General features: G+C 56.8%; 19 protein-coding genes and 1 pseudogene. 7 read left to right on the top strand and 13 right to left on the bottom strand.

The window, feature by feature from the left end:
• Positions 1 to 238 precede the first annotated feature (238 nt).
• The 6 genes from ACNQFG_RS00340 to ACNQFG_RS00365 all read left to right on the top strand — a co-directional run bounded on the left by ACNQFG_RS00340 (position 239) and on the right by ACNQFG_RS00365 (position 9,558).
• On the top strand, positions 239 to 925 hold the full coding sequence (locus ACNQFG_RS00340) for a ClpP family protease (protein WP_423405600.1): 687 nt from the start codon (positions 239 to 241) through the stop codon (positions 923 to 925).
• Positions 926 to 1,012: 87 nt separating this feature from the next.
• Positions 1,013 to 3,937: a DNA translocase FtsK gene (locus tag ACNQFG_RS00345; RefSeq protein ID WP_423405601.1), complete on the top strand. Its 2,925-nt coding sequence runs from the start codon at positions 1,013 to 1,015 to the stop codon at positions 3,935 to 3,937.
• 40 nt (positions 3,938 to 3,977) lie between these two features.
• Positions 3,978 to 5,465 carry an Eco57I restriction-modification methylase domain-containing protein gene (locus ACNQFG_RS00350; RefSeq protein ID WP_423405602.1) on the top strand — a complete coding sequence of 496 codons (1,488 nt, stop codon included), beginning with the start codon at positions 3,978 to 3,980 and terminating at the stop codon, positions 5,463 to 5,465.
• Positions 5,462 to 6,382: a BsuBI/PstI family type II restriction endonuclease gene (locus tag ACNQFG_RS00355; protein WP_423405603.1), complete on the top strand. Its 921-nt coding sequence runs from the start codon at positions 5,462 to 5,464 to the stop codon at positions 6,380 to 6,382. Before ACNQFG_RS00350 ends, ACNQFG_RS00355 begins: the two co-directional genes overlap by 4 nt.
• A 15-nt stretch (positions 6,383 to 6,397) precedes the next feature.
• Positions 6,398 to 8,452 (top strand): YgiQ family radical SAM protein, encoded by a 2,055-nt coding sequence (locus tag ACNQFG_RS00360; protein WP_423405604.1) that lies wholly within the window; start codon positions 6,398 to 6,400, stop codon positions 8,450 to 8,452.
• Complete coding sequence (locus tag ACNQFG_RS00365; protein ID WP_423405605.1) at positions 8,425 to 9,558, top strand: ComEC/Rec2 family competence protein; 1,134 nt, start codon at positions 8,425 to 8,427, stop codon at positions 9,556 to 9,558. The genes ACNQFG_RS00360 and ACNQFG_RS00365 overlap by 28 nt, the downstream gene beginning before the upstream one ends.
• Positions 9,559 to 9,622: 64 nt before the next feature.
• On the opposite strand, the gene ACNQFG_RS00370 is transcribed toward ACNQFG_RS00365, so the two are convergent.
• The 5 genes and pseudogenes from ACNQFG_RS00370 to ACNQFG_RS00390 form a co-directional block, all read right to left on the bottom strand.
• Complete coding sequence (locus tag ACNQFG_RS00370) at positions 9,623 to 10,336, bottom strand: ABC transporter ATP-binding protein (protein WP_294648329.1); 714 nt, start codon at positions 10,334 to 10,336, stop codon at positions 9,623 to 9,625.
• Between the two features lie 3 nt (positions 10,337 to 10,339).
• Positions 10,340 to 11,183, bottom strand: a pseudogene (locus ACNQFG_RS00375) (ABC transporter ATP-binding protein).
• A complete protein-coding gene (locus ACNQFG_RS00380; RefSeq protein WP_423405606.1) occupies positions 11,176 to 12,201 on the bottom strand; it encodes a branched-chain amino acid ABC transporter permease in 1,026 nt (341 codons plus the stop codon). Before ACNQFG_RS00380 ends, ACNQFG_RS00375 begins: the two are co-directional and overlap by 8 nt.
• Positions 12,202 to 12,214: 13 nt before the next feature.
• Complete coding sequence (locus ACNQFG_RS00385; RefSeq protein ID WP_097777225.1) at positions 12,215 to 13,093, bottom strand: branched-chain amino acid ABC transporter permease; 879 nt, start codon at positions 13,091 to 13,093, stop codon at positions 12,215 to 12,217.
• Between the two features lie 171 nt (positions 13,094 to 13,264).
• Positions 13,265 to 14,488, bottom strand: a complete 1,224-nt coding sequence (locus tag ACNQFG_RS00390; protein WP_423405607.1) for an ABC transporter substrate-binding protein — start codon at positions 14,486 to 14,488, stop codon at positions 13,265 to 13,267.
• A gap of 475 nt (positions 14,489 to 14,963) precedes the next feature.
• Between ACNQFG_RS00390 and eno the strand changes: the two genes are divergently transcribed.
• Complete coding sequence (gene eno, locus ACNQFG_RS00395) at positions 14,964 to 16,262, top strand: phosphopyruvate hydratase (RefSeq protein ID WP_005942684.1); 1,299 nt, start codon at positions 14,964 to 14,966, stop codon at positions 16,260 to 16,262.
• Positions 16,263 to 16,500: 238 nt separating this feature from the next.
• On the opposite strand, the gene ACNQFG_RS00400 is transcribed toward eno, so the two are convergent.
• The 8 genes from ACNQFG_RS00400 to ACNQFG_RS00435 form a co-directional block, all read right to left on the bottom strand.
• The gene (locus ACNQFG_RS00400) at positions 16,501 to 17,001 is read right to left on the bottom strand and encodes a hypothetical protein (protein ID WP_097791442.1); all 501 of its coding nucleotides are present in this window, start codon (positions 16,999 to 17,001) and stop codon (positions 16,501 to 16,503) included.
• 7 nt (positions 17,002 to 17,008) lie between these two features.
• Complete coding sequence (locus tag ACNQFG_RS00405; RefSeq protein ID WP_423405608.1) at positions 17,009 to 17,479, bottom strand: DUF4430 domain-containing protein; 471 nt, start codon at positions 17,477 to 17,479, stop codon at positions 17,009 to 17,011.
• Between the two features lie 138 nt (positions 17,480 to 17,617).
• Entirely contained in the window at positions 17,618 to 17,926 is a 309-nt protein-coding gene (locus ACNQFG_RS00410) for a hypothetical protein (RefSeq protein ID WP_302275378.1), read from the bottom strand.
• Between the two features lie 93 nt (positions 17,927 to 18,019).
• Entirely contained in the window at positions 18,020 to 19,018 is a 999-nt protein-coding gene (locus ACNQFG_RS00415; RefSeq protein WP_120080912.1) for an ABC transporter permease subunit, read from the bottom strand.
• Positions 19,019 to 19,058: 40 nt separating this feature from the next.
• Entirely contained in the window at positions 19,059 to 20,579 is a 1,521-nt protein-coding gene (locus tag ACNQFG_RS00420) for a sugar ABC transporter ATP-binding protein (RefSeq protein WP_423405609.1), read from the bottom strand.
• Between the two features lie 163 nt (positions 20,580 to 20,742).
• The gene (locus tag ACNQFG_RS00425; RefSeq protein WP_423405610.1) at positions 20,743 to 21,792 is read right to left on the bottom strand and encodes a substrate-binding domain-containing protein; all 1,050 of its coding nucleotides are present in this window, start codon (positions 21,790 to 21,792) and stop codon (positions 20,743 to 20,745) included.
• A gap of 388 nt (positions 21,793 to 22,180) precedes the next feature.
• On the bottom strand, positions 22,181 to 23,383 hold the full coding sequence (locus ACNQFG_RS00430) for an AraC family transcriptional regulator (protein WP_097791448.1): 1,203 nt from the start codon (positions 23,381 to 23,383) through the stop codon (positions 22,181 to 22,183).
• Positions 23,384 to 23,535: 152 nt separating this feature from the next.
• A complete protein-coding gene (locus ACNQFG_RS00435) occupies positions 23,536 to 24,927 on the bottom strand; it encodes an MFS transporter (RefSeq protein WP_097791449.1) in 1,392 nt (463 codons plus the stop codon).
• Positions 24,928 to 25,455: the final 528 nt, after the last annotated feature.

Below are 25,455 nucleotides of genomic sequence, written 5' to 3' on the forward strand. Positions count from 1 at the left end.
CTCCTTTCATCCATTCGATGCCGGTCCTCTGCGCCTACCGTGGCGCTCCGGCAGATTCAAAGAGTTTTGCACAATAATGATACATCTTTGTCAATCTTATTCATTATCTAAAGTATACAGCGGATGTGGAGAATGTCAAATAAAATGGAGCAATTTTTTCAAAAGTTAAGAAATCTTAACCGCCGCATAATCATTTGACCCGCCGGGAACCCTGAAAAAAACAGAGCAGGAGGGGCTTATGGCAGAGCAGAACGAAAAAAACACCCCGGTGGAAGAGCAGCGGCTGGAAAAAGAAGAGATCGAGGATCTGGGCAGCGTCTACCGCACCAAAGGCCCCCACGCCATCCACTGCCTGACCGTCATCGGCCAGATCGAAGGCCATTCGGAAGCGCCGCAGGGCCAGAAGACCACGAAGTATGAGCATGTCATCCCGCAGCTGGTGGCCGCGCAGGAGGACCCGGCGGTGGAGGGCCTGCTGGTCATCCTGAACACCGTGGGCGGCGATGTGGAAGCGGGCCTTGCGCTGGCGGAGCTGATCGCCAGCGTGTCCAAACCCAGTGCAACGCTTGTGCTGGGCGGCGGGCACTCCATCGGTATCCCGCTTGCCGTCAGCGCCCGGCGCAGCTTCATCGTGCCAACAGCCACCATGACCGTGCACCCGGTGCGGCATTCCGGCGTCATTCTGGGGGTGCCGCAGACCATGCGCAGCTTTGAGCAGATGCAGCAGCGCATCACCGGCTTCGTAGCGGCCCACAGCGGCATGACCGAAAAACGCTACACCGACCTGATGCTCCACACCGGCGAGCTGGTGATGGACATGGGCACTGTGCTGGATGGACGCCGGGCTGTGAAGGAAAAGCTCATTGATGAGCTGGGCGGGCTTTCGGATGCGCTGGCGTGGCTGTACCGGGAGATCGAACGCTGAGCGGGTTTTCGTTGCTATTTTCCATAGGTCGTGATAAAATGAAAGAATCGAATACTATGGGAGAAAGAGACAGGGTTGCAACGAAAGATGGCAAAGAAAAAACGAAAAACGACCGCAAGACGCGCACCTGCGCGGAGAAAGAGCCGGGCACAGGAGCGGATGCCCGCAGGGCTTGGCACCCTGTTTGCAGGCCTTTTGCTGGTGGTGCTGGCCTTTGTGGAGGGCAGCTCGGTCTGGAAGGCCCTGCACGATGTGCTGTTCGGACTTTTTGGCTGTGGCAGCTTTGTGCTGGGCGCAGCGATCTGCTATCTGGCCATCCTCTACACACGGGGCGAAGACCTCATCGGCCAGATGTTCAAGCTGATACTGGGGCTGGTGTTTGCCAGCGGCACCGTCATCGTCTTTTCCGAGATCCCCGCCGACATCCCGGCGGCCCGCATGGTAGCGGAGTGCTATCAGAACGGCGTCCATGCCTGGCTGGGCGGCGGTGCCATCGGTGCCCTGCTGGGCGGCAATCTGCTGCTGCTCTGCGGGCGTCCGGCGGCGAATCTCGTGATGGTGGTGCTGGCACTGTGTGTCAGCCTGTACATTTTTGATATCACCCCCGCCGAACTGTGGCAGTGGATATGTGAACTGGGCGGCAGCGCCCACGAAAAGGGCGTGGCCGTCTACGAGCAGAATGCAGCCCGCCGCGCCGAGCGGCAGGCCGCCCGCCAGGCCGAGGAGGAAGCGGCGGCGCTGGAAGCCGGAGACGAGCCGGACCTTTGCGGCGAAGAGGACGAGGAGGGCGGCTTTGCAGCGCCGGGCTGGCTGTCCGGCATTTTCAGCTGGGGCCACAAGGTGACCGAAGAGCTGGAAGGCGAAGCCGCGCCCGAACCGGTGGACGACTCTCTCGGCTACGAAGCACCTGCCCCCTCCCCCGCGCCTGCCCCGGCAGAGCCGCAGGAGGCCCCGGCCTTTACGCCGGTGCAGGTGGGCACGCCCCATCCCCGCGCCTCGTTTGACATCGACCTTGGACCGGATAGCACCCCCGTCGTTGAAGGCGGCAGTGAGCCCATCGAGCCCTTCATCGTCGGGCCCGGCGGCACCTTCGGGCAGGACCCGCTTCACAAGCCCGCGCCCCGGCCCATCGTGAAGCCGGTGGTGCCCGATGCCATCGAGACAGCAGCCGAAGACTTCTTTGCAAAACCGGAGGCCCCGGCGGCCCCCGAAGCACCGGCCCCGGTGGTAACGCCCGGCATCCCGGCCCAGCCGGTGGACGAAGACCCCGCCGAAGCTCCTGCGTTCGACGGCAGCGGAGCCTTCCAGACACCGACCCTGCCCACCACCGACGAGCCCTCCGTGCCGGTGCGGGTCATGGCCGACAACGTGATGGCCATGCGCTCTGCCCCGGACGATGACGGCTGGATCAGCATCACCAGCGAGCCAGTGGAGGAAAAAGACATCAACACGCTGGTAGCCGCTGCCATGGAAAAGCCCGCCGTCGGCGAGCAGCAGGCAGCCACCGCCCCGGCCGAGGAGCCGGAGCCTGAGGAGAGCTATCAGTACCAGTACCCCGGCATCGACCTGTTCGAAAAGGCCCCGGAGGAGAGCGACCCCAACGCACAGGAAGAGCTGAAAGCCAACGCCCAGAAGCTGGTGGATACGCTGGAAAGCTTTGGCGTGCGCACCCGTGTGCTGGATATCTCCCGGGGCCCCTCCGTCACCCGGTACGAAGTGCAGCCCATGGCGGGTGTCAAGATCAGCCGCATCACCTCGCTGGCAGACGATATCGCCCTGAACCTTGCGGTGGCGGACGTGCGTATGGAAGCACCCATCCCCGGCAAGCCTGCCGTGGGCATTGAGGTGCCCAACCACAAAAAGACCCCGGTGTATATCCGCAGCGTGTTCGAGAGTCAGAGCTTTTTGCGCATGACCTCACCTCTGGGCATTGCGCTTGGTAAAGACATTGCCGGTGTGGCACAGGTGGCAGACCTGTGCAAGATGCCCCATCTGCTCATTGCAGGCAGCACCGGCAGCGGTAAATCCGTGTGCGTGAACAGCATCATCATGAGCCTGCTGTTCCGCTCCAGCCCGGAGGACGTGAAGCTGCTGCTGATCGACCCCAAGGTGGTGGAGCTGGCCGAGTACAACGGCATTCCCCACCTGCTGATGCCGGTGGTCACCGAGCCGAAAAAGGCCGCAGGTGCCCTTGGCAGTGCGGTGCAGGAGATGGAGCGCCGCTATCATCTGTTTGCAGAGAACAATGTGCGCGACATCAAGTCTTTCAACAAGCTGGCCGCAGAACGGCCTGATCTGGAAAAGATGCCATACATCGCCATTATCATCGACGAGCTGGCCGATCTGATGATGGTGGTGGGCAAGGATGTGGAGGACTCCATCTGCCGCATCGCCCAGAAGGCCCGCGCCGCCGGTATGCACCTGATCGTAGCCACCCAGCGCCCCAGCGTGGACGTGATCACCGGCCTGATCAAGGCCAACATCCCCAGCCGCATCGCATTTGCAGTGTCCAGTCAGGTGGACAGCCGCACTATTCTGGACGGCTCCGGTGCCGAAAAGCTGCTGGGCATGGGTGATATGCTGTTCATGCCCGTGGGTGCGCCCAAGCCTACCCGTATTCAGGGCACTTTCGTGCGGGATGAGGAGATCAGCCGTGTGCTGGACTTCATCAAGCAGAGCGGCACCGTGCAGTATGACGAAGCCATGATCGAAGCCATGGAAAAGCACGCCATTCAGGACGGCAAAAAAGGCGCATCCTCTGCCGATGCCGACGAGGAGACCGGCAGCGACCCGATGTTCAAGCAGGCCGTGGAGGTGGTCATCGATGCCGGTCAGGCCTCCACCAGCCTGCTGCAGCGCCGCTGCAAGCTGGGCTACGCCCGCGCGGCCCGTATCATGGACGAGATGGAACAAAAAGGCATCATCGGACCCTACGAGGGCGCCAAGCCCCGCGCTGTGCTTATCAGCCGCCAGCAGTGGCTGGAAATGCAGATGAACCAGCCGGATGAATGAGTTTCATTAAAAACTTATAGAAGCATGGAGTATACGATTTATGGATGCAATTGATTTTGTTGTGACAACGACAAGAAAGTACATCGAACAGATGCCGAAATCACAACGGAAAAAGTGCGGACAATTTTTCACAAGTAAGGAAACAGCGGTCTTTATGGCAAGGCTATTGGATGTCTCTTGTGAAAAAAAAACAATCTCCATTCTTGATCCGGGTGCGGGAACGGGATTGCTGACAGCCGCAGTAATGGACGAATTAAACAAAAAGCCAACGATAGAAGAAGTATATTTAACATGCTATGAGAACAATCAAGATATTATTGAACTTCTGCAACAGAATTTAGAATGGATAAAAAATCACACATCTAAAAAAGTAGTGTATGAGATACGACCAGAAAATTACATTCTAAGTCAAGCAGAGGATTATAATGAGACATTGGGTGCAAACTTAAATCCTCAAAAATATGATTTTGTAATTGGAAATCCACCTTATATAAAATTGCTCAAAGATGCACCAGAGGCTTCTGCAATGAAAGATGTATGCTATGGCGCGCCTAATTTGTATTTCCTGTTTGCAGCTATGAGTGCATTTGATTTGAAAGAAAACGGAGAGATGGTGTATATCGTTCCTCGCTCATGGACATCCGGTGCATACTTTGGACGTTTTAGAAAAAAGTTTTTCGGAGAAATGGTGCTGGAACACATTCATTTATTCGAAAGTCGTGACAAAGTCTTTGAAATCGAAAGCGTCTTGCAGGAAACGATGATTTTCAAGGCAAAAAAAACAATGGATAGACCGAAGCACATTTTAATAACAACAACAAAGAGCAATTCAGATTTTGAAGCGAAAACAATATATGAAGCTCCATATGAAACGGTTGTCAAAGGCGCAGAAAATTATGTATACCTGGTCACGAACAATGAAGAAGCCACTATCCTCCAAAAATTAAATTGTTGGAAAAACACTTTGCCTCAAATCGGACTAAAAATGAAAACCGGACTAACGGTAGATTTTCGCAATCGAGAATCTCTGCGTGACCGCGAAGAAGAAGGTGCCGTTCCACTCTTTTATGCGCAGCATATTCAAAATGGAAAAGTTCTGTTCCCGATTGGAAAAGAAAACGAATTTCTTGTAACGGGTCAAACAGGGCTGTTGCAAAAAAACACAAATTACCTTTTTGTTAAGCGTTTCACATCCAAGGAAGAATGTCGAAGATTGCAATGCGGCGTATATTTAGCCAGGAAAAACCCGGCGTACAATAGAATCAGTACACAAAATAAAATAAATTTCATCAGTGGAATTCGGGAACTTTCCGAATGTACTGTATATGGATTATATGTACTCTTCAACTCTACGCTCTATGATGTATACTATCGAATCCTAAACGGTTCCACACAGGTAAACTCTACAGAAGTAAATTCGATGCCCGTCCCACCCATTGATATTATTGAATCCATGGGAAGAGATCTGTTGAAAAGTCATGATATGTCGGAAGCCGTCTGTGATAAGATTTTGGAGAATTATCTATGAAGAAACTAGAAGAAGTCCGAGATATTTTAACGGCACTGAAAGTTCCAAAAGCGCAGAAAAACGACATGTGTTGTTATACGCTCCTTGCAATGGCCGGATTGACGAAAGATCAAGAATGGAAATTTGCAACGAATGAATGGATACGAATCCATGATGTGATTGCATTTATAAGCAAGAATTATCCAGCGACCTACGCAGAAAATAGTCGAGAGACATTTCGAAAACAGGCAATGCACCATTTTCGAAATGCTGCATTTATTGAGGACAATGGAAAAGCGACCAACAGTCCGAATTATAGATATCGTTTGACAAATGAAATGTTAAAACTTGTTCAGAGCTATCATAGCGACCAATGGGAACAAGAACTGAGTCATTTTTTGCAAAATCATGAAACGCTGATCTCACTGTATGCAGCTAAAAAAGCCATGAGAAAAATGCCTGTAAAAATCAACGGAAAAGATTTTACCTTATCGGCAGGAAAACACAATCAGCTTCAGAAGGCAATTCTTGAGGAATTTGCACCTCGTTTTGCACCAAGTTCAGAGTGCCTTTATCTGGGAGATACAACAAAGAAGGATTTGATAAAAGAAACAGATGCACTTCAGAAATTGGGATTTGACATTTCCGTACATGACAAAATGCCAGATGTGATCCTATATTCAGCGGAGAAGGATTGGCTTTATTTTGTAGAGGCTGTCACGTCGGTGGGTCCAATGGAACCAAGGCGGATAAAAGAACTGGAGGAAATGACAAAAAATGTTACATCCGGCAAGATTTATGTGACTGCCTTTTTAGATTTCAAGACTTACAAGAAATTTTCAGAATCCCTTGCATGGGAGACGGAAGTTTGGCTGGCAGATATGCCAGACCATATGATCCATCTGAATGGTGACAAATTTTTAGGGCCAAGAAAGTAACGATTGAGGAGAAAAATGCAACAGATCTACACCGAATTTCTTCCCATCAGCCGGGCCGATATGGAGGCCCGCGGGTGGGAGCAGCTGGACTTTGTGGTGGTGGGCGGCGACGCCTATGTGGACCACCCCAGCTTTGGCACTGCCATCATCAGCCGTCTGCTGGAAGCCGAGGGCTATAAGATCGGCGTGCTGGCCCAGCCACGTTACACCGACTGCGAGGACTTCAAGCGGTTCGGCAAGCCGAAGTACGGCTTCTTCATCGGCGGCGGCAACGTGGACAGCATGGTCAGCCACTATTCCGTGGCAAAGATCCCCCGCGCCGAGGACGAATACTCCCCCGGCGGCAAGGGCGGCGCACGCCCGGACCGCAGCGCCACCGTGTACACCCGCCTTGCCAAGCAGGCCTATCCCGACCTGCCGGTGATTCTGGGCGGTCTGGAGGCGTCCCTGCGCCGCTTTGCCCACTATGACTACTGGCTGGACACCGTGCTGCCCAGCATCGCCGAGGATTCCGGCGCGGACATCATCAGCTTTGGCATGGGCGAGCACCAGACCGTGGAGATCGCCCGCCGCCTTGCCGCCGGGGAACCGGTGGAGAGCATCACGGACGTGGACGGCACCTGTTACATGACCGACTTCGACCATTTGCCCGAGCGCTACGTGGAGTGCGCAGGCTTTAAAAAGGTGGCGTCGGATAAGACGGCGTATGCCAAGGCCTGCCGCATCCAGATGGACAATCAGGATGTGGTCAGCGGCCAGATCATCGTGCAGAAGCAGAGCGAAAAGTATCTGGTGCAGAACATCCCCGCAAAGCCGCTGGTGCGCGGGGAGCTGGATAAGGTCTACGCTCTGCCCTACACCCGCCGTTACCACCCCATCTACGAGAGCATGGGCGGCGTGCCCGCCATCCGTGAGGTGCAGTTCTCCATCATCCAGAACCGTGGCTGCTTTGGCGGCTGCAACTTCTGCGCCATCCAGCTGCATCAGGGCCGCCGTGTCACCAGCCGCAGCGCGGACAGCATCGTGGCAGAAGCCGAGCGCATGACCCACGAGCCGGATTTCAAGGGCTACATCCACGATGTGGGCGGCCCCACCGCAAACTTCCGCTTTCCCTCCTGCCGGGAGCAGATGCTGCGGGGCATGTGCACCGGCGGCAAGCACTGTCTTGCCCCCACCACCTGCTCCCACATGATCGTGGACCACAGCGACTACCTGAAGATCCTGCGCCGGGTGCGGGAGCTGCCGGGCGTGAAAAAGGTGTTCATCCGCAGCGGTATCCGGTTCGACTACCTGATGGCCGACCCGGACGACACCTTCTTCAAGGAACTGGTAGAGTACCATGTGTCCGGCCAACTGAAGGTGGCTCCGGAGCACTGTGCTCCCAACACGCTGGCCTACATGGGCAAGCCGCCCATCGAGACCTTCAACAAGTTCAAGGATAAATTCTATGAGCTGAGCAAAAAGGCCGGCAAAAAGCAGTATCTGGTGCCCTATCTGATGTCCAGTCACCCGGGCAGCACCCTCAAGGATGCGGTCTATCTGGCAGAATATCTTTACAAAAACCACATGCGCCCGGAACAGGTGCAGGATTTTTACCCCACCCCCGGCACTGTGAGCACCTGCATGTTCTACACCGGCCTTGACCCCTACACCCTGAAGCCGGTGTTTGTGGAAAAGACCCCCGAGGGCAAGGCGCTGCAGCGGGCGCTGCTGCAATACTACGAGCCTCGCAACGCCGAGAAGGTAGTCAAGGCGCTGAAGATGACCCACCGGGAGGACCTGATCCCCCTGCTGGTGCCCGCCGTAGGCCGCCGCGCCGTGCAGCGCTCTGCCCGCCGGGCCGAAGCCGCCGATGTGACGATCCACAATGACGGCACCTACACCGTCCGCCCCAACGGCAAGGGCAAGGGCCGTCCGCAGGGCCATGCCGCCCCGGCGAACCGCAGTGCGGGCGGACGTCAGCCCAGCCCCGGCGCACGCTTTGCGCCCCGCTCTGCCCCCGGCCATAAGCCAAAAAACGATCAACAGAAAGAGAACACAACGTGGAAAAATACAAATCGGAAAAAGTAAGTTTCTGGCGAAAGCCTTTCCGGCGGCTGGCCGCACTTGCGTTAGCCGCTGCGCTGGCCCTGGGCCTTGCGGCCTGTGACGGGGCATCCGTCCTTCCGGGCGGCAGCGCCGATGTGATCCCGAACCCGGCATCCAGCGGGGTGCAGACCGCCGACAGCTTCCGGATGCACTTTCTCGACGTGGGCCAGGCGCTGAGTGTGCTGGTGGAATGCGACGGACAGTTCATGCTCTACGACGGCGGCAATGTGGACGACGGCAGCATGGTGGTCAGCTATTTGCAGAAGCAGGGCGTAGAAGAGCTGCAATACGTCTTCTGCTCCCACGCACACGAGGATCATGTAGGCGGCTTGGCTGCCGCACTGGCCTACTTCCCGGCGTACCATGTGTACAGCCCGGTGGCCGATGCCTCCACCAAGTGCTTTCAGGATTTTGTCAAGTACACCCAACAGCAGGGCCTGCAGGTAGAGGTGCCCGCCGTGGGCACCGTCTGGCAGCTGGGCAATGCAACGGTGACGATGCTGGGCCCGGTGGCACAATACAGTGAGACGAACGACACCTCGATCGTCCTGCGGGTAGATTATGGTGCCACCAGCTTCCTGCTGACCGGCGACATGGAAAAGACTGCGGAGACCGACCTTGTGAACAGCGGCGCGAACCTCAGGGCCGATGTGCTGCAGGTGGGCCACCACGGTTCCAGCACCTCCACCAGCTACCTCTTCCTGAACGCGGTGCTGCCGGAAATGGGCATCATCTCCTGCGGCGTGAACAACAAGTACGGCCACCCGCACGAGGAAACGCTGAGCATCCTGCGGGATGCCGGGGTGGATGTGTACCGCACCGACCTGCAGGGCACGGTCGTCATCGGGTCGGACGGCCAGAACTACACCATCCGCACCGACAAGACCGCCACCGACGCCGAGCTGAACCCCACCGACCCGGCGGCATCCAGCACGGCCCAGCAGGCGTACATCGGCAATGTGAACAGCAAAAAGTTCCATCTGCCTACCTGCCCGAACCTGCCGGCAGAGAAGAACCAGATCCTCTTCTCCAGCTATCAGGAAGCCGTGGAAGCAGGCTATACGCCCTGTTCCAGCTGCATCAAGTGAGACACAGCAAAAAAGGACTGTCGCGAACGCGACAGTCCTTTTTGCTTGCTCTATATACCGTGCCTCAGCCGCCCAGATATGCGCTGCGCACGCGCTCGTTGGTCAGCAGTTCGGCACCGGTGCCCTCCATGACTACACGGCCCGTCTCAAGGACATAGGCACGGTCTGCCACGGAAAGAGCCATCTGTGCGTTCTGCTCCACCAGCAGGATGGTCATGCCTTCCTTGTGCACGTTCTGGATGATGTCGAAGATCTCCTGCACCAGCAGCGGCGAAAGGCCCATGGAAGGCTCGTCCAGCATCAGCATGGAAGCGTTGCTCATCAGTGCACGGCCCATAGCCAGCATCTGCTGCTCGCCGCCGGACATGGTACCGGCCAGCTGCTTGCGGCGCTCCTTCAGGCGGGGGAACAGCTCAAACACCTTTTCCTTGTTGGGTGCAATGGTGGAAGCAGGCTGGGTGTATGCACCCATGTCCAGATTTTCTTCCACGGTCATGTGCAGGAACACATGACGGCCTTCCGGCACATGGGCAAGGCCCGCTTCCACGATCTTGTGGGCGCGCATGCCCTTGATGCTGCTGCCCTTGTACAGGATGTCGCCGGTCTTGGGCTTCAGCAGGCCGGAAATGGTTTTCAGGGTGGTGGATTTGCCAGCACCGTTGGCACCGATCAGGGTGACGATCTCGCCCTGATTCACCTCGAAGGAGATGTCCTTGACGGCGTGGATGTTGCCGTAATAGACGTTGATGTTATCAACTTTCAGTAACGTATCAGCCATGGCTTAGCCCTCCTTCTTGCCCAGATAGGCTTCGATGACCTGCGGGTTGTTGCGGATCTCATCCGGCGTGCCCTTGGCGATGATGCGGCCGAAGTTCAGCACGGCAATGCCCTCGCAGATGCCCATGACCAGGCTCATATCGTGCTCGATCAGCAGCACGGCGATGTTGAACTCGTCGCGGATGCGGCGGATGGTCTCGGTCAGCTCTGCAGTCTCGGAGGGATTCATACCGGCAGCAGGCTCGTCCAGCAGCAGCAGCTTCGGGCTGGTGGCCAGTGCACGCATGATCTCCAGACGGCGCTGTGCGCCGTAGGGCAGGCTGCCTGCCTGCACACACATTGGCGAGGTCTGCCATGTGGAAGATATCCAGCAGCTCCAGAGCACGCTCGGTGCACTTCTTCTCTTCCTTCCAGTAGTTGGGCAGGCGGATCAGCGAAGATGCCAGATTGTACTTCATGGACTCGTGCAGGCCCACCTTGATGTTATCGATCACGCTCAGTTCCTTGAACAGGCGGATGTTCTGGAAGGTACGGGCCACGCCCATGCGGTTGACCTGATAGGTCTTTTTGCCGGCGGTGGGCATACCATCGATCAGGATGGAGCCGCGGGTGGGCTGGTAGACGTTGGTCAGCAGGTTGAACACGGTGGTCTTACCGGCACCGTTGGGGCCGATCAGACCGGTGATCTCGTTGCGGCCGATCATCAGGTTGAAGCCATCCACGGCGGTCAGACCGCCGAAGTCGATGCCCAGCTCACGCACGTCCAGAATGGGCTTTTTGTCCTTGTCGCGGTCGGTCAAAAAGCCGCCGGAGGGGACGCTGTTCAGTCTCGTCTGGAACTCACTCATGGTCTGCACCCTCCTTGTTCTTCTTGCGGAACAGTTCGCCGTTCATGATCTTTTCCACAATGCGGCTCATGGAGAAGTCGTAGCTGCCAAGCAGGCCGCCCGGACGGAAGATCATCATGAGGACCAGCACCAGCGAGTAGACTACCATGCGGTAGCTGTCAAAGCTGCGGGTCGCCTCGGGCAGGATGGTAAGCACGGTCGCGGACAGGATAGAGCCCAGCATGGAGCCCATGCCGCCCAGAACCACCATGACCAGAATTTCGATGGACTTCATGAAGCCGAAGGTGGAGGGGTCCAGAACGCCCAGATAGCAGGCGTACAGGCCGCCGGCCAGACCGGCAAAGGCGGCAGAGAATGCAAAGGCCATGACCTTATAATAAGTAGTCTGGATGCCGCAGCTCTCGGCAGCGATCTCGTTATCGCGGATGGCCAGCACGGCACGGCCATGGCGGCTCTTCATCATGGCGTGGATGGCAAAGCAGGTAATGACCACGCAGATGAACACATTGGCGAAGTTGGAATACTTGGGGATGTTCTTCAGGCCCTTGGCACCGTAGAACAGCTTGAAGCCCAGCACATCATCGATGTTGTTCAGGGTGATGCGGATGATCTCGCCAAAGCCCAGCGTCAGGATGGCCAGATAATCACCGGTCAGGCGCAGAGCAGGAATGCCGATCAGCACGCCGAACAGGCCCGCCACGATGCAGGCCAGCACCAGACCCACGACAAAAGCGACACCGGAGGGCAGATTGCTGTATTTCGTGAACAGGGCACAGGTGTAAGCACCCACGGCCATGAAACCGGCATGGCCCAGCGGCAGCTGGCCCAGATAACCGGTGGCAACGTTCAGCGAGACAGCCAGAATGATGTTGATGCCCACGGTGAGAAGCACCTTGTTCTGGTAGGTGGACAGCACGTTCTGGGTGAGGAAGGACAGGCCCACGAACAGCAGAGCCACCAGCACGGCGTTCATCAGGTAGCGCACGGGCATTTTGAGCGTTTTGCGTTTGGTATTCATCTTCATGCCCTCCTTACACCTTTTCCTGAACCTTGCGGCCAAGGAAGCCGGTGGGCTTGACCAGCAGCACGATGATCAGGATCGCAAACGTGACGGCATCCTTCCATGCGGAAAGGCCGATGGCGGAAACAAAGCACTCGCACAGGCCGATGGCGATGCCGCCGATCATGGCACCGGGAATGGAGCCGATGCCGCCCAGAACGGCTGCAACGAAGGCCTTCAGGCCCAGCATGGAGCCCATGGTGGGGGTCGCCTGCGGGTAGCTGCAGCAGTACAGCACCGAGCCGATACCGGCCAGTGCGGAGCCCACCGCAAAGGTAAAGGAAATGGTGCTGTTGACGTTAATGCCCATCAGGCGGGCAGCGTCCATATCCTCAGACACGGCACGCATGGCCTTGCCGAGCTTGGTCTTCTGCACCAGAAAGGTCAGCACCAGCATGGACAGCACCGTGACCAGCAGGGTGATGACAGAGGTGAGGCCCAGCGGCACAGAGCCGATGCGGAAGGTCTGGTTGGTGTAGTAGGCCGGAATGACCTTTGCACCGGAACCAAGGATCAGCTCTGCAGTGTACTCCAGGAAGAAGGACACGCCGATTGCCGTGATCAGCAGGGAGATACGGGGTGCGTTGCGCAGCGGGGTGTAGGCGATCTTCTCGATCACAACGCCCAGCAGCGTGCAGGTGATGATGGTGGCGCACACAGCAGTGACCGGGCCAAGGCCCAGCTGATTCATCACGAACCAGGACATGTACGCACCAACCATAATGACATCGCCATGGGCAAAGTTCAGCAGCAGGATGATGCCGTACACCATGCTGTAACCCAGTGCGATCAGTGCATAGATGCTGCCAAGGGACAAGCCGTTGATCAGCTGGCTAAAAAACACTGTCATGAACTGATACTTCCTTTCTTTGCGGCGTTTGCACGCCTTTTGGGGAATGCACTTTTTTACCAAAAAAGCGGAGACGGCCGAGCAAAACCTGTTCCGGCGGTCTCCGCAATGGGTCTTTTATTTCTGAGTGCTGCCTTTATGCCGCACACCGGTGCGCAGGATCAAAGCAGATCAGAACATTTCCTTCAGAACGGGGGTTGCACCGTCGAAGCACAGGATAGCGGTCTGCTTGACGGGGTTGTGGTGCTCATCGAAGGTGAAGGTGCCGGTGATGCCATCGATGGTGCCGCCTGCGATGGCATCGATGACGGCCTGCTTGTAGTCGTCATCGCCAGCAGCCAGACCGGCATCCTCAGCAGCCTGAATGCCGTAGACAACGGTCATGGCAGCATCGTAGCCCAGAGGAGCGAAGCCGTTGGGGTACTCCTCACCGTACTCAGCCTTGTAGGCATCCTCAAAGTCGGGGTTGGAGCCCTTTGCGTAGTTTGCGCAGAAGTAGGCATCCTTCAGCTGGTCGGCAGTTGCGTAGCCTTCCAGACCATCCCAGCCGTCGCCGCCCAGGAAGGGAACTGCCAGACCGATGCTCTCAGCCTGAGCCAGGATCTGACCGACTTCCTGATAGTAGTTGGGGCAGAACACCACTTCGGGAGCCTTGCCCAGAATGGTGGTCAGCTGGGTCTTGTAGTCCACATCGCCCTCAGAGTAGGTCTCCTGATCGACGATGGTGCCGCCCAGGCTCTCGAACTCGTTGACGAAGTTCTCTGCCAGACCCTCGTTGTAGTCAGCGCCCTTCTGGAAGATGACGGCTGCCTTGGTGTAGCCCAACCGCTGGTAAGCGTAGTCAGCCATCTTGATGCCCTGGAACGGGTCGGTGAAGGTTGCGCGGAACACATTCTCGTTCACGGTGTCGGTCTCGGCATCGTAGGTGACAGCCTCAGCGGTAGCGGAAGCGGTGACCATGGGCATGTTGTAGTCTGCGCTCTCGGCAGCAACTGCCAGAGTCGGGGTGGTGGTAACGTCGCCCACCAGAGCGGTGATGCCCTGATCGCACATCTTGGTGAAGCAGGTAACAGCCTGAGTTGCATCGCCCTGCTCATCCATGGTGATGATCTCCAGCTGCTTGCCGTTGATGCCGCCCTTTTCGTTGACCTGCTTCAGGTACAGGGTAGCGCCGTTGACAACGGCCTGACCGTAAACGGAAACGTTGCCGCTCAAGGGGCCCATGACGCCCACCTTGATGGTGTCGCCGGAAGCAGCGGAACCGGCTGCGGAACCAGCCGCAGAACCGGAAGCAGCCGTGCTGGAAGAAGAACCGCCGCATGCAGTCAGAACGCCGGCTGCAGCAACAACACCGGCAGCAGCCAGAAAGTTACGACGAGAAATCATCTTTTTCATAATCGTTATCCTCCTGTTTGGAAGTATTTGCAAAATGCAGAAAGCAGAGCCCTTTCCCTCAAAGCGGCTCTGCTCTTGGTAGTTTCATTATAGCCCCCTTCGGGGCCGTTCGCAATTCACAAACCGTCCATACTTTTCCGGGCCTTTTCCGTCAAATCATGTTAAACTACACAAAACTTCCATATCACTTTTGGCTGTTTTTTCAAATTGTTCACCTTGTTTCACCCTGAAATGAACGGTTTTCATGAATGTCAAAAAGGTTACACGGCTGCCATCCGGTCGGTTCCGGGCAGGTTCGGCGGCCGCCTTCCCACCTCCCGGCATATCCGCCCCCGCCTCCGGGCAGACTGATGATGTTTACAGCCGCAAACATCGCAATCCCCTCTTGCAACCAGGCACAGGACGTGGTAGGATAAAGGCAGTTAGTTAGTATTGACTATCCACCATTTCAAATCATTACCGGGAGGTCTTTCTTATGAATTATCTGGAAATTGAATCTGTTGTTGGCCGCGAAATTCTGGACTCCCGCGGCAACCCCACCGTAGAAGCGGAGATCACTCTGGCCGACGGCACTGTGGCACGCGGCTGCGCACCTTCCGGCGCATCCACTGGTGAGTTTGAAGCTCTGGAGCTGCGGGACGGCGACAAGGGCCGCTATCTGGGCAAGGGCGTGACCAAGGCTGTTGAGAACATCAACACCGTCATTGCTGATGCTGTTGTGGGCATGGATGCCTCCGACATCTACGCCATCGACGCTGCCATGATCAAGGCCGACGGCACCAAAGATAAATCCAATCTGGGCGCAAACGCCATTCTGGCCGTGTCCATTGCCGCCTGCCGTGCAGCCGCTGCTTCTCTGGATATGCCGCTGTACCGCTTTCTGGGCGGTGTGAACGGCAACCGCCTGCCCGTGCCCATGATGAACATTCTGAACGGCGGCGCACACGCCACCAACACGGTGGATACGCAGGAGTTCATGATCATGCCCGTGGGCGCGCCCTCCTTCAAGGAAGCTTTGCGCTGGTGCGCGGAGGTCTTCCACGCTCTGGCTTCCATCCTGAAGGCCAAGGGTCTGGCTACCTCCGTGGGCGATGAGGGCGGCTTTGCCCCCAACCTGTCCAGCGACGAGGAGACCATTGAGACCATTCTGGCCGCCATCGAAAAGGCCGGTTACGTGCCCGGCAAGGACTTCATGCTGGCCATGGATGCCGCGTCCTCCGAGTGGAAGAGCCCCAAGGGCAAGGGCTTCTACAAGCTGCCCAAGGCCGGCACCGAGTTCACCTCCAGCGAGCTGATCGCACACTGGAAGAGTCTGGTGGAAAAATACCCCATCATCTCCATTGAGGACGGTCTGGATGAAGAAGACTGGGAAGGCTGGCAGGAGATGACCCGCGAGCTGGGCGGCAAGGTCCAGCTGGTGGGCGACGACCTCTTTGTGACCAACACCGAGCGTCTGGCCAAGGGCATCGGGCTGGGTGCAGGCAACGCGATCCTGATCAAGCTGAACCAGATCGGCTCTGTTTCCGAGACGCTGGAGGCCATCAAGATGGCTCACAAGGCCGGTTACACCGCCATCAGCTCTCACCGCTCCGGCGAGACCGAGGACACCACCATTGCCGATCTGGCCGTGGCTCTGAACACCTGCCAGATCAAGACCGGTGCTCCCAGCCGTACCGAGCGTGTTGCAAAGTACAACCAGCTGCTGCGCATTGAGGAGCAGCTGGGCGGCAGCGCCGTTTACCCCGGCATGGCAGCTTTCAACGTAAAGCGCTAAAATTTTCCAGCAATCGCGGTCCTTTCTCCTTCGTATTTTTACTGGAGTGCCTGTTGCAATGCGCTCTCAGATTTGAAGGAAGGAGAACCGCTCATGCTTTCCACCTTTTCCCTTTCGTCCTCGATCCTGCTCTGGTTTCTGGAGCAGGCCGGTCTGCCCCGCATTCTGCTCTGGCTGCTGGAAAAGATCTTAGGATAACGAAAAAGACGTGCCGCACACGCTGTGCAGCACGTCTTTTTCATCCATGGATCTGTTTTTTGGCGGTGCGCAGCGCCGTGCGCAGAGGCCGGTAGAGCAGCAGCATGAGGGCAAAGTTGCCCACGCCGTGCATCGCGTCGTAGGAAAGGCCGCTCAGCCACCAGCTCAGCGCGAAGGCGGGCGTCTTGGCCACAAGATACACCGCTGCGCACAGCCCGCCGAAGCACAGGCCATACAGCCCGCTGAACACAGCCCAGCCGAGGGCATGGTCCATCCGGCGCAGCAGCCGGGCCAGAAAGGCCAGCAGATACCAGACGTACAGATACATCGCCCACCACAGGCCGAAGCCATACAGCACCCCTTGCAATACCAGAAACACCGTGATGGCCCCCGGCGTCTCGCGGGGCAGTTCCAGCGCGAACAGGATGATGAGGAGCGTCACCGGCTCGATGTTCGGGAGGCCGCTCATGGCCTGTTTGCTCACCACCAGAAGTGCGCCCATCAGCCCGCTGAGAACCAGCCGCAGCACTCTGGTGTGCATGGGTTCCTTACTTCGTGTAGGTAAAGGCATAGCGATCGCCGTCGTGCAGCTCGATGTCCGCCACGCCCACGGCGGTCATCTCACCGGAAGCGTCGGTCAGGCACCACCAGGCGCTGTCCTTGTCCCAGTCGGCGGTCTCGCCGTTGACGGTGGTGACAAAGCCTGCAGCGGCCTCGTCTGCGCTGATGATGCCGGCCTCGGCCAGCGCATCGCTCAGCTTCTCACCGTCGGTCACTTCCAGGTCGAAGGTCTGGCTCTCGCCGTCGGCCCCGGTCACCGTGAACTGGGCCTTGACCTTGGCTTCCGAAGCCTCTGCCGATGCAGCCTCCGAGGAAGCGGCCTCCGAAGATGCCGCCACGCTGGACGCAGCGGAAGAAGCCGTGCTGCCTGCGGCAGAGGAAGCGCCGCAGCCCGCCAGCAGACCGGCGGCCAGTGCAGCAGCAGCGACAACAGAGAGGATACGATTCATGATCTTCATCAAAAGATTGCTCCTTGGTTCTATTTTGCATGCACAGAACATGCAGTGCTTATGATACCATCCGCCGGGGGAAATTGCAAGTGCGGCTCGGCCGGGCTACGCAGTCTCCCAAAGAGCGGCTGCTCCCACTCCACGTTTTCAGCCGCCAAACAGGCCGAAAAAGCTGGTGTGCGTCATGCCCAGCACCAGAAACAGAACGATGAGGGCAAACAGCACCCCGATGATGATGTCCATCTGGTGGACGCTCAGCGGGAACTTGTCGTAGAGCTTTTCCTTGGGGTTCACGAAGTTGGGGTCGTTGTTGTTCAGCAGGCTCTTCTTCCCCGCTTCGCCCTGCGCCTTGCGCGCTTCCAGTTCGGCCTGTTCTTTTTCCAGCTGGGCCTCGCGCTCGGCCAGCAGTGCTTCGCGGCGGGCGAGTTCGGCTTCTTTTTCATTCCATTCTGCCATGGTCGTTCTCCTTGGTTTTTCTTCTATTATAACAAAGCGGGCCGTCCACTGCAACGAGTGGACGGCCCAGCAGGCGCTCTCTTTCGGGGGAAATTACTTCTTTGCCAGATACTTGCGGATATCGATAGCCACAGCCACGATAATGACAAGGCCCTGAACGATGTAGGTGTAGGAGGAGTTCACGTTCATGAACTGCAGAGCCACCTTCATCAGCTCAAAGACCAGAACGCCGACCAGAACGCCGGGAACAGTACCAACGCCGCCGGTGGTGGAAACACCGCCGATGGTGCAGGCTGCGATGGCGTCCAGCTCATAGCCCATTGCAGTGTTGACGGATGCGCCGCCGGACTTTGCAGCCAGCAGGCAGCCTGCCAGACCGAACATGCAGGAGGCCAGAATGTAGATGCGGATCTTGGTAGCATGCACGTTGACACCGGCCACCTCAGCAGCAGCCTCGTTGCCGCCGATGGCGTACATGTACTTGCCGTGGCGGGTCTTGTTGTACAGGAACCAGAAGCATGCAGCCACCACCAAAGCGATCCAGATCAGCACGGGCACACCGATGATGGTGTTGGAGGCCAGAGAGGTGAAGTTTTTGTTCAAAGAGCCGATGGGGGTACCGCCGGTGTACACAAGGCAGATACCGTAGACCACCTGCTGCATACCCAAGGTAGCAATGAAGGGCTGCACCTTCAGGTAGCTGACCACCAGACCATTGCACAGACCCACGATGGCGCAGATGGCAATGACCAGAATGAACACCACGGGGGTGGACAGGGTGGGCATATTGGGGTAGAACTTGCCGGAAGCGCCTTCGGTCTGCGCAAAAATGCAGGCCAGACATGCGGCAAAACCAGCCAGACGGCCAGCGGACAGGTCGTTACCGGTGGTGATCAAACAGCCGGAAATGCCCAGAGCGATGATGTAGCGGATGGACACGTTCTTGAACAGGTTGATCATGTTGGTGCCGGAGAAGAAGTTGGGGTGCATGATGCCAACGATCAGAGTGATGGCCAGCATCATCATAATAATGGCGTTGTTGCTGAGCCACTTGCCCACAGCCTTGCCATTCAATTTTTTGGTAGCTTCCACGATAGACAGCCTCCTTAATTACTGATTTGCCGCAGCTGCGTCAAGGTGCGGTCTCGAACTGGGTAGCCAGCGCCATGATGTTCTCCTGCGTGGCATCCTTACCGTCGATAAAGCCGGTGATGCGGCCATCGCACATGACCATGACACGGTTGGACATACCGATGATCTCGCTCATTTCGGAGGAGATCATGATAATGCTCTTGCCCTGCTTGGCCAGATCGGCGATGATGCAGTAGATCTCATACTTTGCACCGACGTCGATGCCGCGGGTAGGCTCGTCCAGAATGAGCACATCGGGGTTGTTGGCCAGCCACCGGGCGATCAGCACCTTCTGCTGGTTGCCGCCGGAAAGGCTCTTGATCTGGGTCTTGGGGCTGGGTACCTTGATGGCCATCTTTTCCTTGTTGGTAGCCACCAGATCCAGGATCTTCTTGTTGTCCAGCATGATGGGGCCCTTGCGCAGGGCATCCAGCGATGCAATGGAGATGTTATCCGCAACACTCAGCACACCCATGATGCCGGTGGCACGGCGGTCCTCGGTCAGCAGAGCCACGCTCTTCTGGATGGCGTCGCGGGGCTGCTTGATGTTCACCTCTTCGCCCTTGATCCACACCTTACCGGAGGTATGGGCACGCAGGCCGAAGATGCCTTCCATCAGCTCGGTGCGCTGTGCGCCCACCAGACCGGCCACGCCCAGAATCTCGCCTTTTTTGATCTCGAAGCTGCAGTGGCGGAAGGAACGCGGATGGATGGATGTAAAGTCCTCCACCTTCATCATCACCTCGTCCGAGGGATGGTTCTCCAGCGGGGGATACAGGTTCGACAGCTCACGGCCGACCATCTTTGCAATGATCTGCTCCTTGGTCATGTTGGCAACGTCCCACTTACCGATGTACTGGCCATCGCGCATGATGGTGACTTCGTCCGCGATCACCTTGATCTCGTCCATCTTGTGGCTGATATAGACCAGTGCCACGCCCAGAGCCTTCAGCTCGCGCATGATGCGGAACAGCGACTCAACTTCGTTTGCGGTCAGTGAGGAAGTGGGTTCGTCCAGGATCAGCACCTTGCAGTTTGCGGAAACAGCCTTTGCAATTTCCACCATCTGCATCTGTGCGATGCTCAGAGAGCCAAGCTTTGCACGGGGATTGATCTCCAGCTTCAGCTTTTTCAGCAGCTCCTCCGTATCCTTGTACATTTTGGCGTGATCCACCACCGTAATAGGACCGTACTTTTTGGTGGGGTAGCGGCCCAGCCAGATGTTCTCGGCCACAGTACGTGCCGGAATCGGCTGCAGTTCCTGATGCACCATGGCAATGCCGCGGTTCAGTGCATCCAGAGGGGTGGTGATAGTAACTTTTTCGCCCTCGTATTCAATTTCGCCCTCGTCCATCTTGTAAATGCCAAACATGCATTTCATCAGGGTGGACTTACCGGCGCCGTTTTCACCCATCAGCGCCATGACCTTACCGGGGCGAAGCTCCAACTGGGCGTGATCCAGCGCTTTGACGCCGGGGAAGGTCTTGACCACGCCTTTCATTACCAGACGGTATTCTGACATTCCGCAGAGCCTCCTTGTCGTTTATTATAAGGCCGCAGAAAAACCTTTTTTCAAAACAAGGCGCGTGCGCGGAGAATATTTCTCGCACGCACGCGCTTTATAGCTTTGCTCAAGCCGTCAAGGTCCACTGCGCACCTTGCATTGTTTCAGGAAAACTTTGGTCTTACTTCACGTACTCGGAAGCGTTGTCCTTGGTCACCTTCACATAGTCGACCCAGTAGTACTGCTCGACCTTGGAGCCTTCAACGTACAGCTTGGTAGCCTCAGCAGCTGCGGTAGCCTGACCCACGTCGTCGTTCAGCACGGTACCGGTCATGTTGCCATCCAGAACGTCCTGAACAGCCTCTGCCAGAGCATCGACGCCGACCAGATAGATGTCCTTGCCGACGGTGCGGCTTGCCTGCTGGATGGACTGCAGAGCGCCCAGTGCCATTGCGTCGTTGTTGCAGAAGACGACTTCGATCTTATCGCCGTACTGAGACAGAGCGTTTGCAACGTCCTGCTGAGCGGTGGTCTGATCCCAGTTGTCCAGGTACTCGTACAGGCACTCAACTTCCTTGCCTGCATCGGTCAGAGCCTTGATGGAGTACTCGGTGCGGTACTGAGCATCGATGTTCTCGGGGTCGCCCTTGCACATAATGTAGGTGATCTTGCCGTCGCCGTTGATATCGCCCTGAGTCTCGGTCTCCAGGATCAGCTCGCCCTGATAAGTACCGGACTGACGTGCGTCAGCACCAACGTAGCAGCACTTGTCTGCGTAGGAGTCCAGAACGCTCTTGTCGGGCTCACGGTTGATGAAGACGATAGGAGTCTCAGAGGGCTTGACGGTATCAACGATGGTCTGTGCGGAAGTGGTCTGGACAGGGTTGATGACCAGCACGTCCACGCCCTGCTGCAGGAAGGTGTTGATCTGCTCGGTCTGGGTGTTCTGGTCGTTCTTGCCGTCCATGATGGTGACGGCGTAGCCCATATCCTTCAGGTACTCTTCCAGATCGGAGCGGTACAGGGTCATGAAGTTATCAGCAAACTGATAGATGCAAACGCCAACGTTTGCGCTGCCGGTAGAAGCGGCTGCAGAAGAAGCAGCCACAGAGGAAGCAGCAGTAGAGGAGGCAGCGGTGGAGCTGGAGGAGCCGCCGCAGGCGGTCAGAACGCCAGCGGCACCCACAACAGCGGAAGCCTTCAGGAAGTCACGACGCGAAATCATTTTCATAATAATGTTCTCCTTCATTCGCATATCACAGCAAAATCGAATCGTGCGCACACCGCACGTTTCGTGATTCTGTTTGTATTATAACCGTCCGCACGACCGTTCGCAATAGAACAAGTTCACAAGAATCCAAGAAATCTTTTGTGCATCCTTCACAATTGCTTTTGTTGGATACAAGTTTCTTTTTGATATCAAGCACAATTTCTTTCAATTTTGCAACATGCGTCCAAATTCCATACAAAAGTCCATGAAATCTCTCAAAATAGTTACAGAGATCGTTCCGGTGTGCAACAATCCTATCCGATGCAAAAAAACCCACTTTGCCCCGGTGCATAATCTGTACGCATCAAAAGGACAAAATGGGTCTTTTTTTCATTCTGCTGTTTCGCAGTTATTTTTCTTTATGTTCCCGGCGGTAACGGGTGGGGGTGACGCCGAGGGTCTTTTTGAAGATCTTGGTGAAGTAATTCACGTCCAGAATGCCCACTTCCTCGGCCACGGCGGCGATGCTGTGGTTGTTCTGCTCCAGCAGCTGGGCCGCACGGTTCACCCGCTGGGTGTTGATATAGTCGATGAGGGTGGTGCCGGTCTCCTGCTTGAACAGCGCCGACAGATACGACGGGCTGATGAAGCACATGGCCGCCAGGCTCTTCAGTGTCAGCGGCTCGGAGACATTCAGGTTGACGTAGTTCATCACCTTCTGGACGGCGGGCGAGAACTCCTTCAGCGAGTAGCGGCGGACATAGGCGCAGTAATCCCGCACCATCTGCCACATCATCTCCTGGGGGATCTCGTCGGCCTCCTCAATGATGCGGGCGTACTTGCTGGAGATGGCGTCGATATAATAGGGGTGCACCTTGCTGGGCTCGATGGCCTTGCGCAGCAGGGTGTTGAAGACGATCATCATGTTCTTCTGCTGGTAGAGCGAGCCTTCGAACCGCCCGCCGTAGGTAAAGCGGGAGTGATGGTGCATGGCCTCGATGGCGGCTTCGTCGTCACCGCGGCACACGGCATCAAGGATGCGGTTCTCGGATTCGTACCGCTGTTCCAGCATGGAGATGGGGATATCCTTCTGGAACTTCGGCTCGTTGAAATACCGGACGTCCGGGTGGAAGCAGAAGGGCAGAAACTCCTTCAGCTCCTTCACGACCAGGTCCTCCCCCATCATCATCCCGACCAGGACCCGGATGGTCATGTAAAAATCGTTCGCCTGCAGCAGCTTGACGCCGTTGTAGTATTCCTGCACGGCATTCTCTCCGGCCTCACCCAGGTAGCGGCGGGCCCACTTGCGGGCCTTCTCGCTGCGGGGGCCAAAGGTCCATGGCCCGACGAGGAAGACGGTGTTCTCCTCGTCCGGGATGCGGAAGAGGGCAAAATGCAGCTCAAAGGTGCCCTCAACGAAGAGCAGCGTCTGCGCCGGGGTCTGTTCCAGCAGCAGCCGGCCGAACTCCTGCCAGTCGAACTGCGGGTCCAGCGAGCGGCGCAGGCCGTAGTCGAACTCTTCCAGTCCGTCGAACGGCGGCGTCACCCGCCGGGTGGGGATATTCTGTGCTGCCGCCAGTTTGGTGAGCACCTGTAATGGATCGACCCGCATGGCGTCTCCTTTCCTGTTTCATCGCATCTCTCACATCTCATTTGATATATCAGTATACAGCATTTTTCTGCAAGAAACAAGTGGCCGAGCGCAGAAAAAGTGCCCTGCCATCCCAAGACGGCAGAGCACTTCGCTCTATGTTTTACAAAGGATTACTTGCTGTTGCGGCGCGCAGCCAGAGCCGCCACGTTCTCCTCGACCTTCTTCTTATTCAGCGGGTAGAGGAAGACCAGCGCCAGCACGATGCACACAAAGCCGATGATGGGGGCGATGCAGGCCATGTTGAAGATGCCGCGGGTGACAGCGGGGTCAAACGCAGTCGCTTCGGTGTAGCCGATGATCCCCAGCAGGGCACCGACCAGACCGGAAGAGAAGGCCTGACCCAGCTTGCGGGCGAAGGAGTAGACCGAGTAGATGGTGCCGTCCTCACGGATGCCGCTGCGGACCTCGGCGTCGTCGATGACGTCGGTGATCATAGCCCAGATGATGGTGTTGAAGAAGCCCATGCCGATATTGGCCAGGATGTAGCAGGCCACAAAGCCCCAGACGCTGGCCGGACGCCAGATCAGGCAGACCAGCCAGACCAGAGCGGAGCAGATGCTGGAGGCCACGGCCAGCTCCTTCTTGCCGAACTTTGCAGCCAGCTTGGAAGCAAAGGGTGCGCAGACGATCAGCATGACCACCGTGCCCAGCAGGCTGGCAGTGGACTGTGCGGCAGCGCTGCCGTACACGTTGGGGTAAACGTAACCGGCCAGGCTCATGACGGTCAGCTGGCTCAGCAGGACGAAGATGGCCGCCACGATGATGCCCAGCAGCGCCCGGTTGGTGAAGATGCTCTTGAAGATGGCGGAAGCGCTCACCTTCTGGCTGCTTGCGGGGACCTCGACACGCTCACGGGTCAGCTTGAAGCAGACGATATAGCACAGGATGGCGCAGATGGAGAAGACGCCTGCGATGATGGTCATGCGGGAGCCGGACATCACCGTCTTGCCGTCCACGACGACATAGGCGACCATGGGCGTCGCCACGCCGATGACCATGTTGGCCAGCGTGGAACCGATGGTGCGCCAGGTGGACAGCTCCGCGCGGTCCTTGGGGTCTGCCGAGACGGCGGAAGCCATGGAGCCGTAGGGGATGTTGATGGAGGTATAGAAGATGGAGCCCCACAGGATGTAGGTGATGAACAGCCAGGCCACCTTGAAGCCATAGGGCATCCCGGCCAGGCCGGACTGATAGATCAGGAAGGAAGCGATGGCCACCGGGCCGCACATCCGCTTGATCCAGGGGCGGAACTTGCCGTCCTTGGTGGGCTTGGAGTGGTCCACGATCTGGCCCATGCCCACATCGGTGAACGCATCCACAAAACGGGCGATCATCATCACCATGCCAACGATGGCGGCGTTGACGCCCATGACGTCGGTGTAGAACTTCATCAGGAAGCTCGACGACAGCAGGAAGGTGAAATCGTTGCCGAAATCACCGAACATGTAGCCGACCTTGTCCTTCATGCCGAAGGGGGCAGCTTTCTTCATCTCATTTGCCATTGGTTTCTCCTTAGATAGATCGATTCTTGGATTCGGTTCTCCAAACGCTGCTGCAAAACACATCGAAATATGGTTCACTGCATTTCAGCTTGTATATCAGTATTATGACAAATCTTTAGCAATCATCGTTAGAACAATTTTTAGGTGAAAACGTAAAATTTTACGATTATTGTTTGGGCACTTTGCCAATTTTTTCATAAAATATGTGGAATCTCTTTCACTACATTTTCCTTGGCGTAGTTGATTTTAACAGTTTTCGCGGCGGCGTCCGCATTATAATAGGTATTCTGCCCCGGAATCGTTCAAAATTCCCCAAAAAAGTCTGGATTTATAAAAAATTTGTTCTATTCCTTTTGCAAAAAATCTGTCATACTGATACCAGAAGATATGAGCTGCGGTATCAACCTCTCCGTCTCGCATTCGCTCGACAGCTCTCCTGATCGGAGAGCCTCTGGCGAAACCGTATCCTTTGCGGGGACTGCCAAGGCCTCCCCTATCAGGGGAGGTGGCATCGCGCAGCGATGACGG

The organism is Faecalibacterium prausnitzii (genome assembly GCF_049532945.1).
Taxonomy (GTDB): Bacteria; Bacillota; Clostridia; order Oscillospirales; family Ruminococcaceae; genus Faecalibacterium; species Faecalibacterium prausnitzii_N.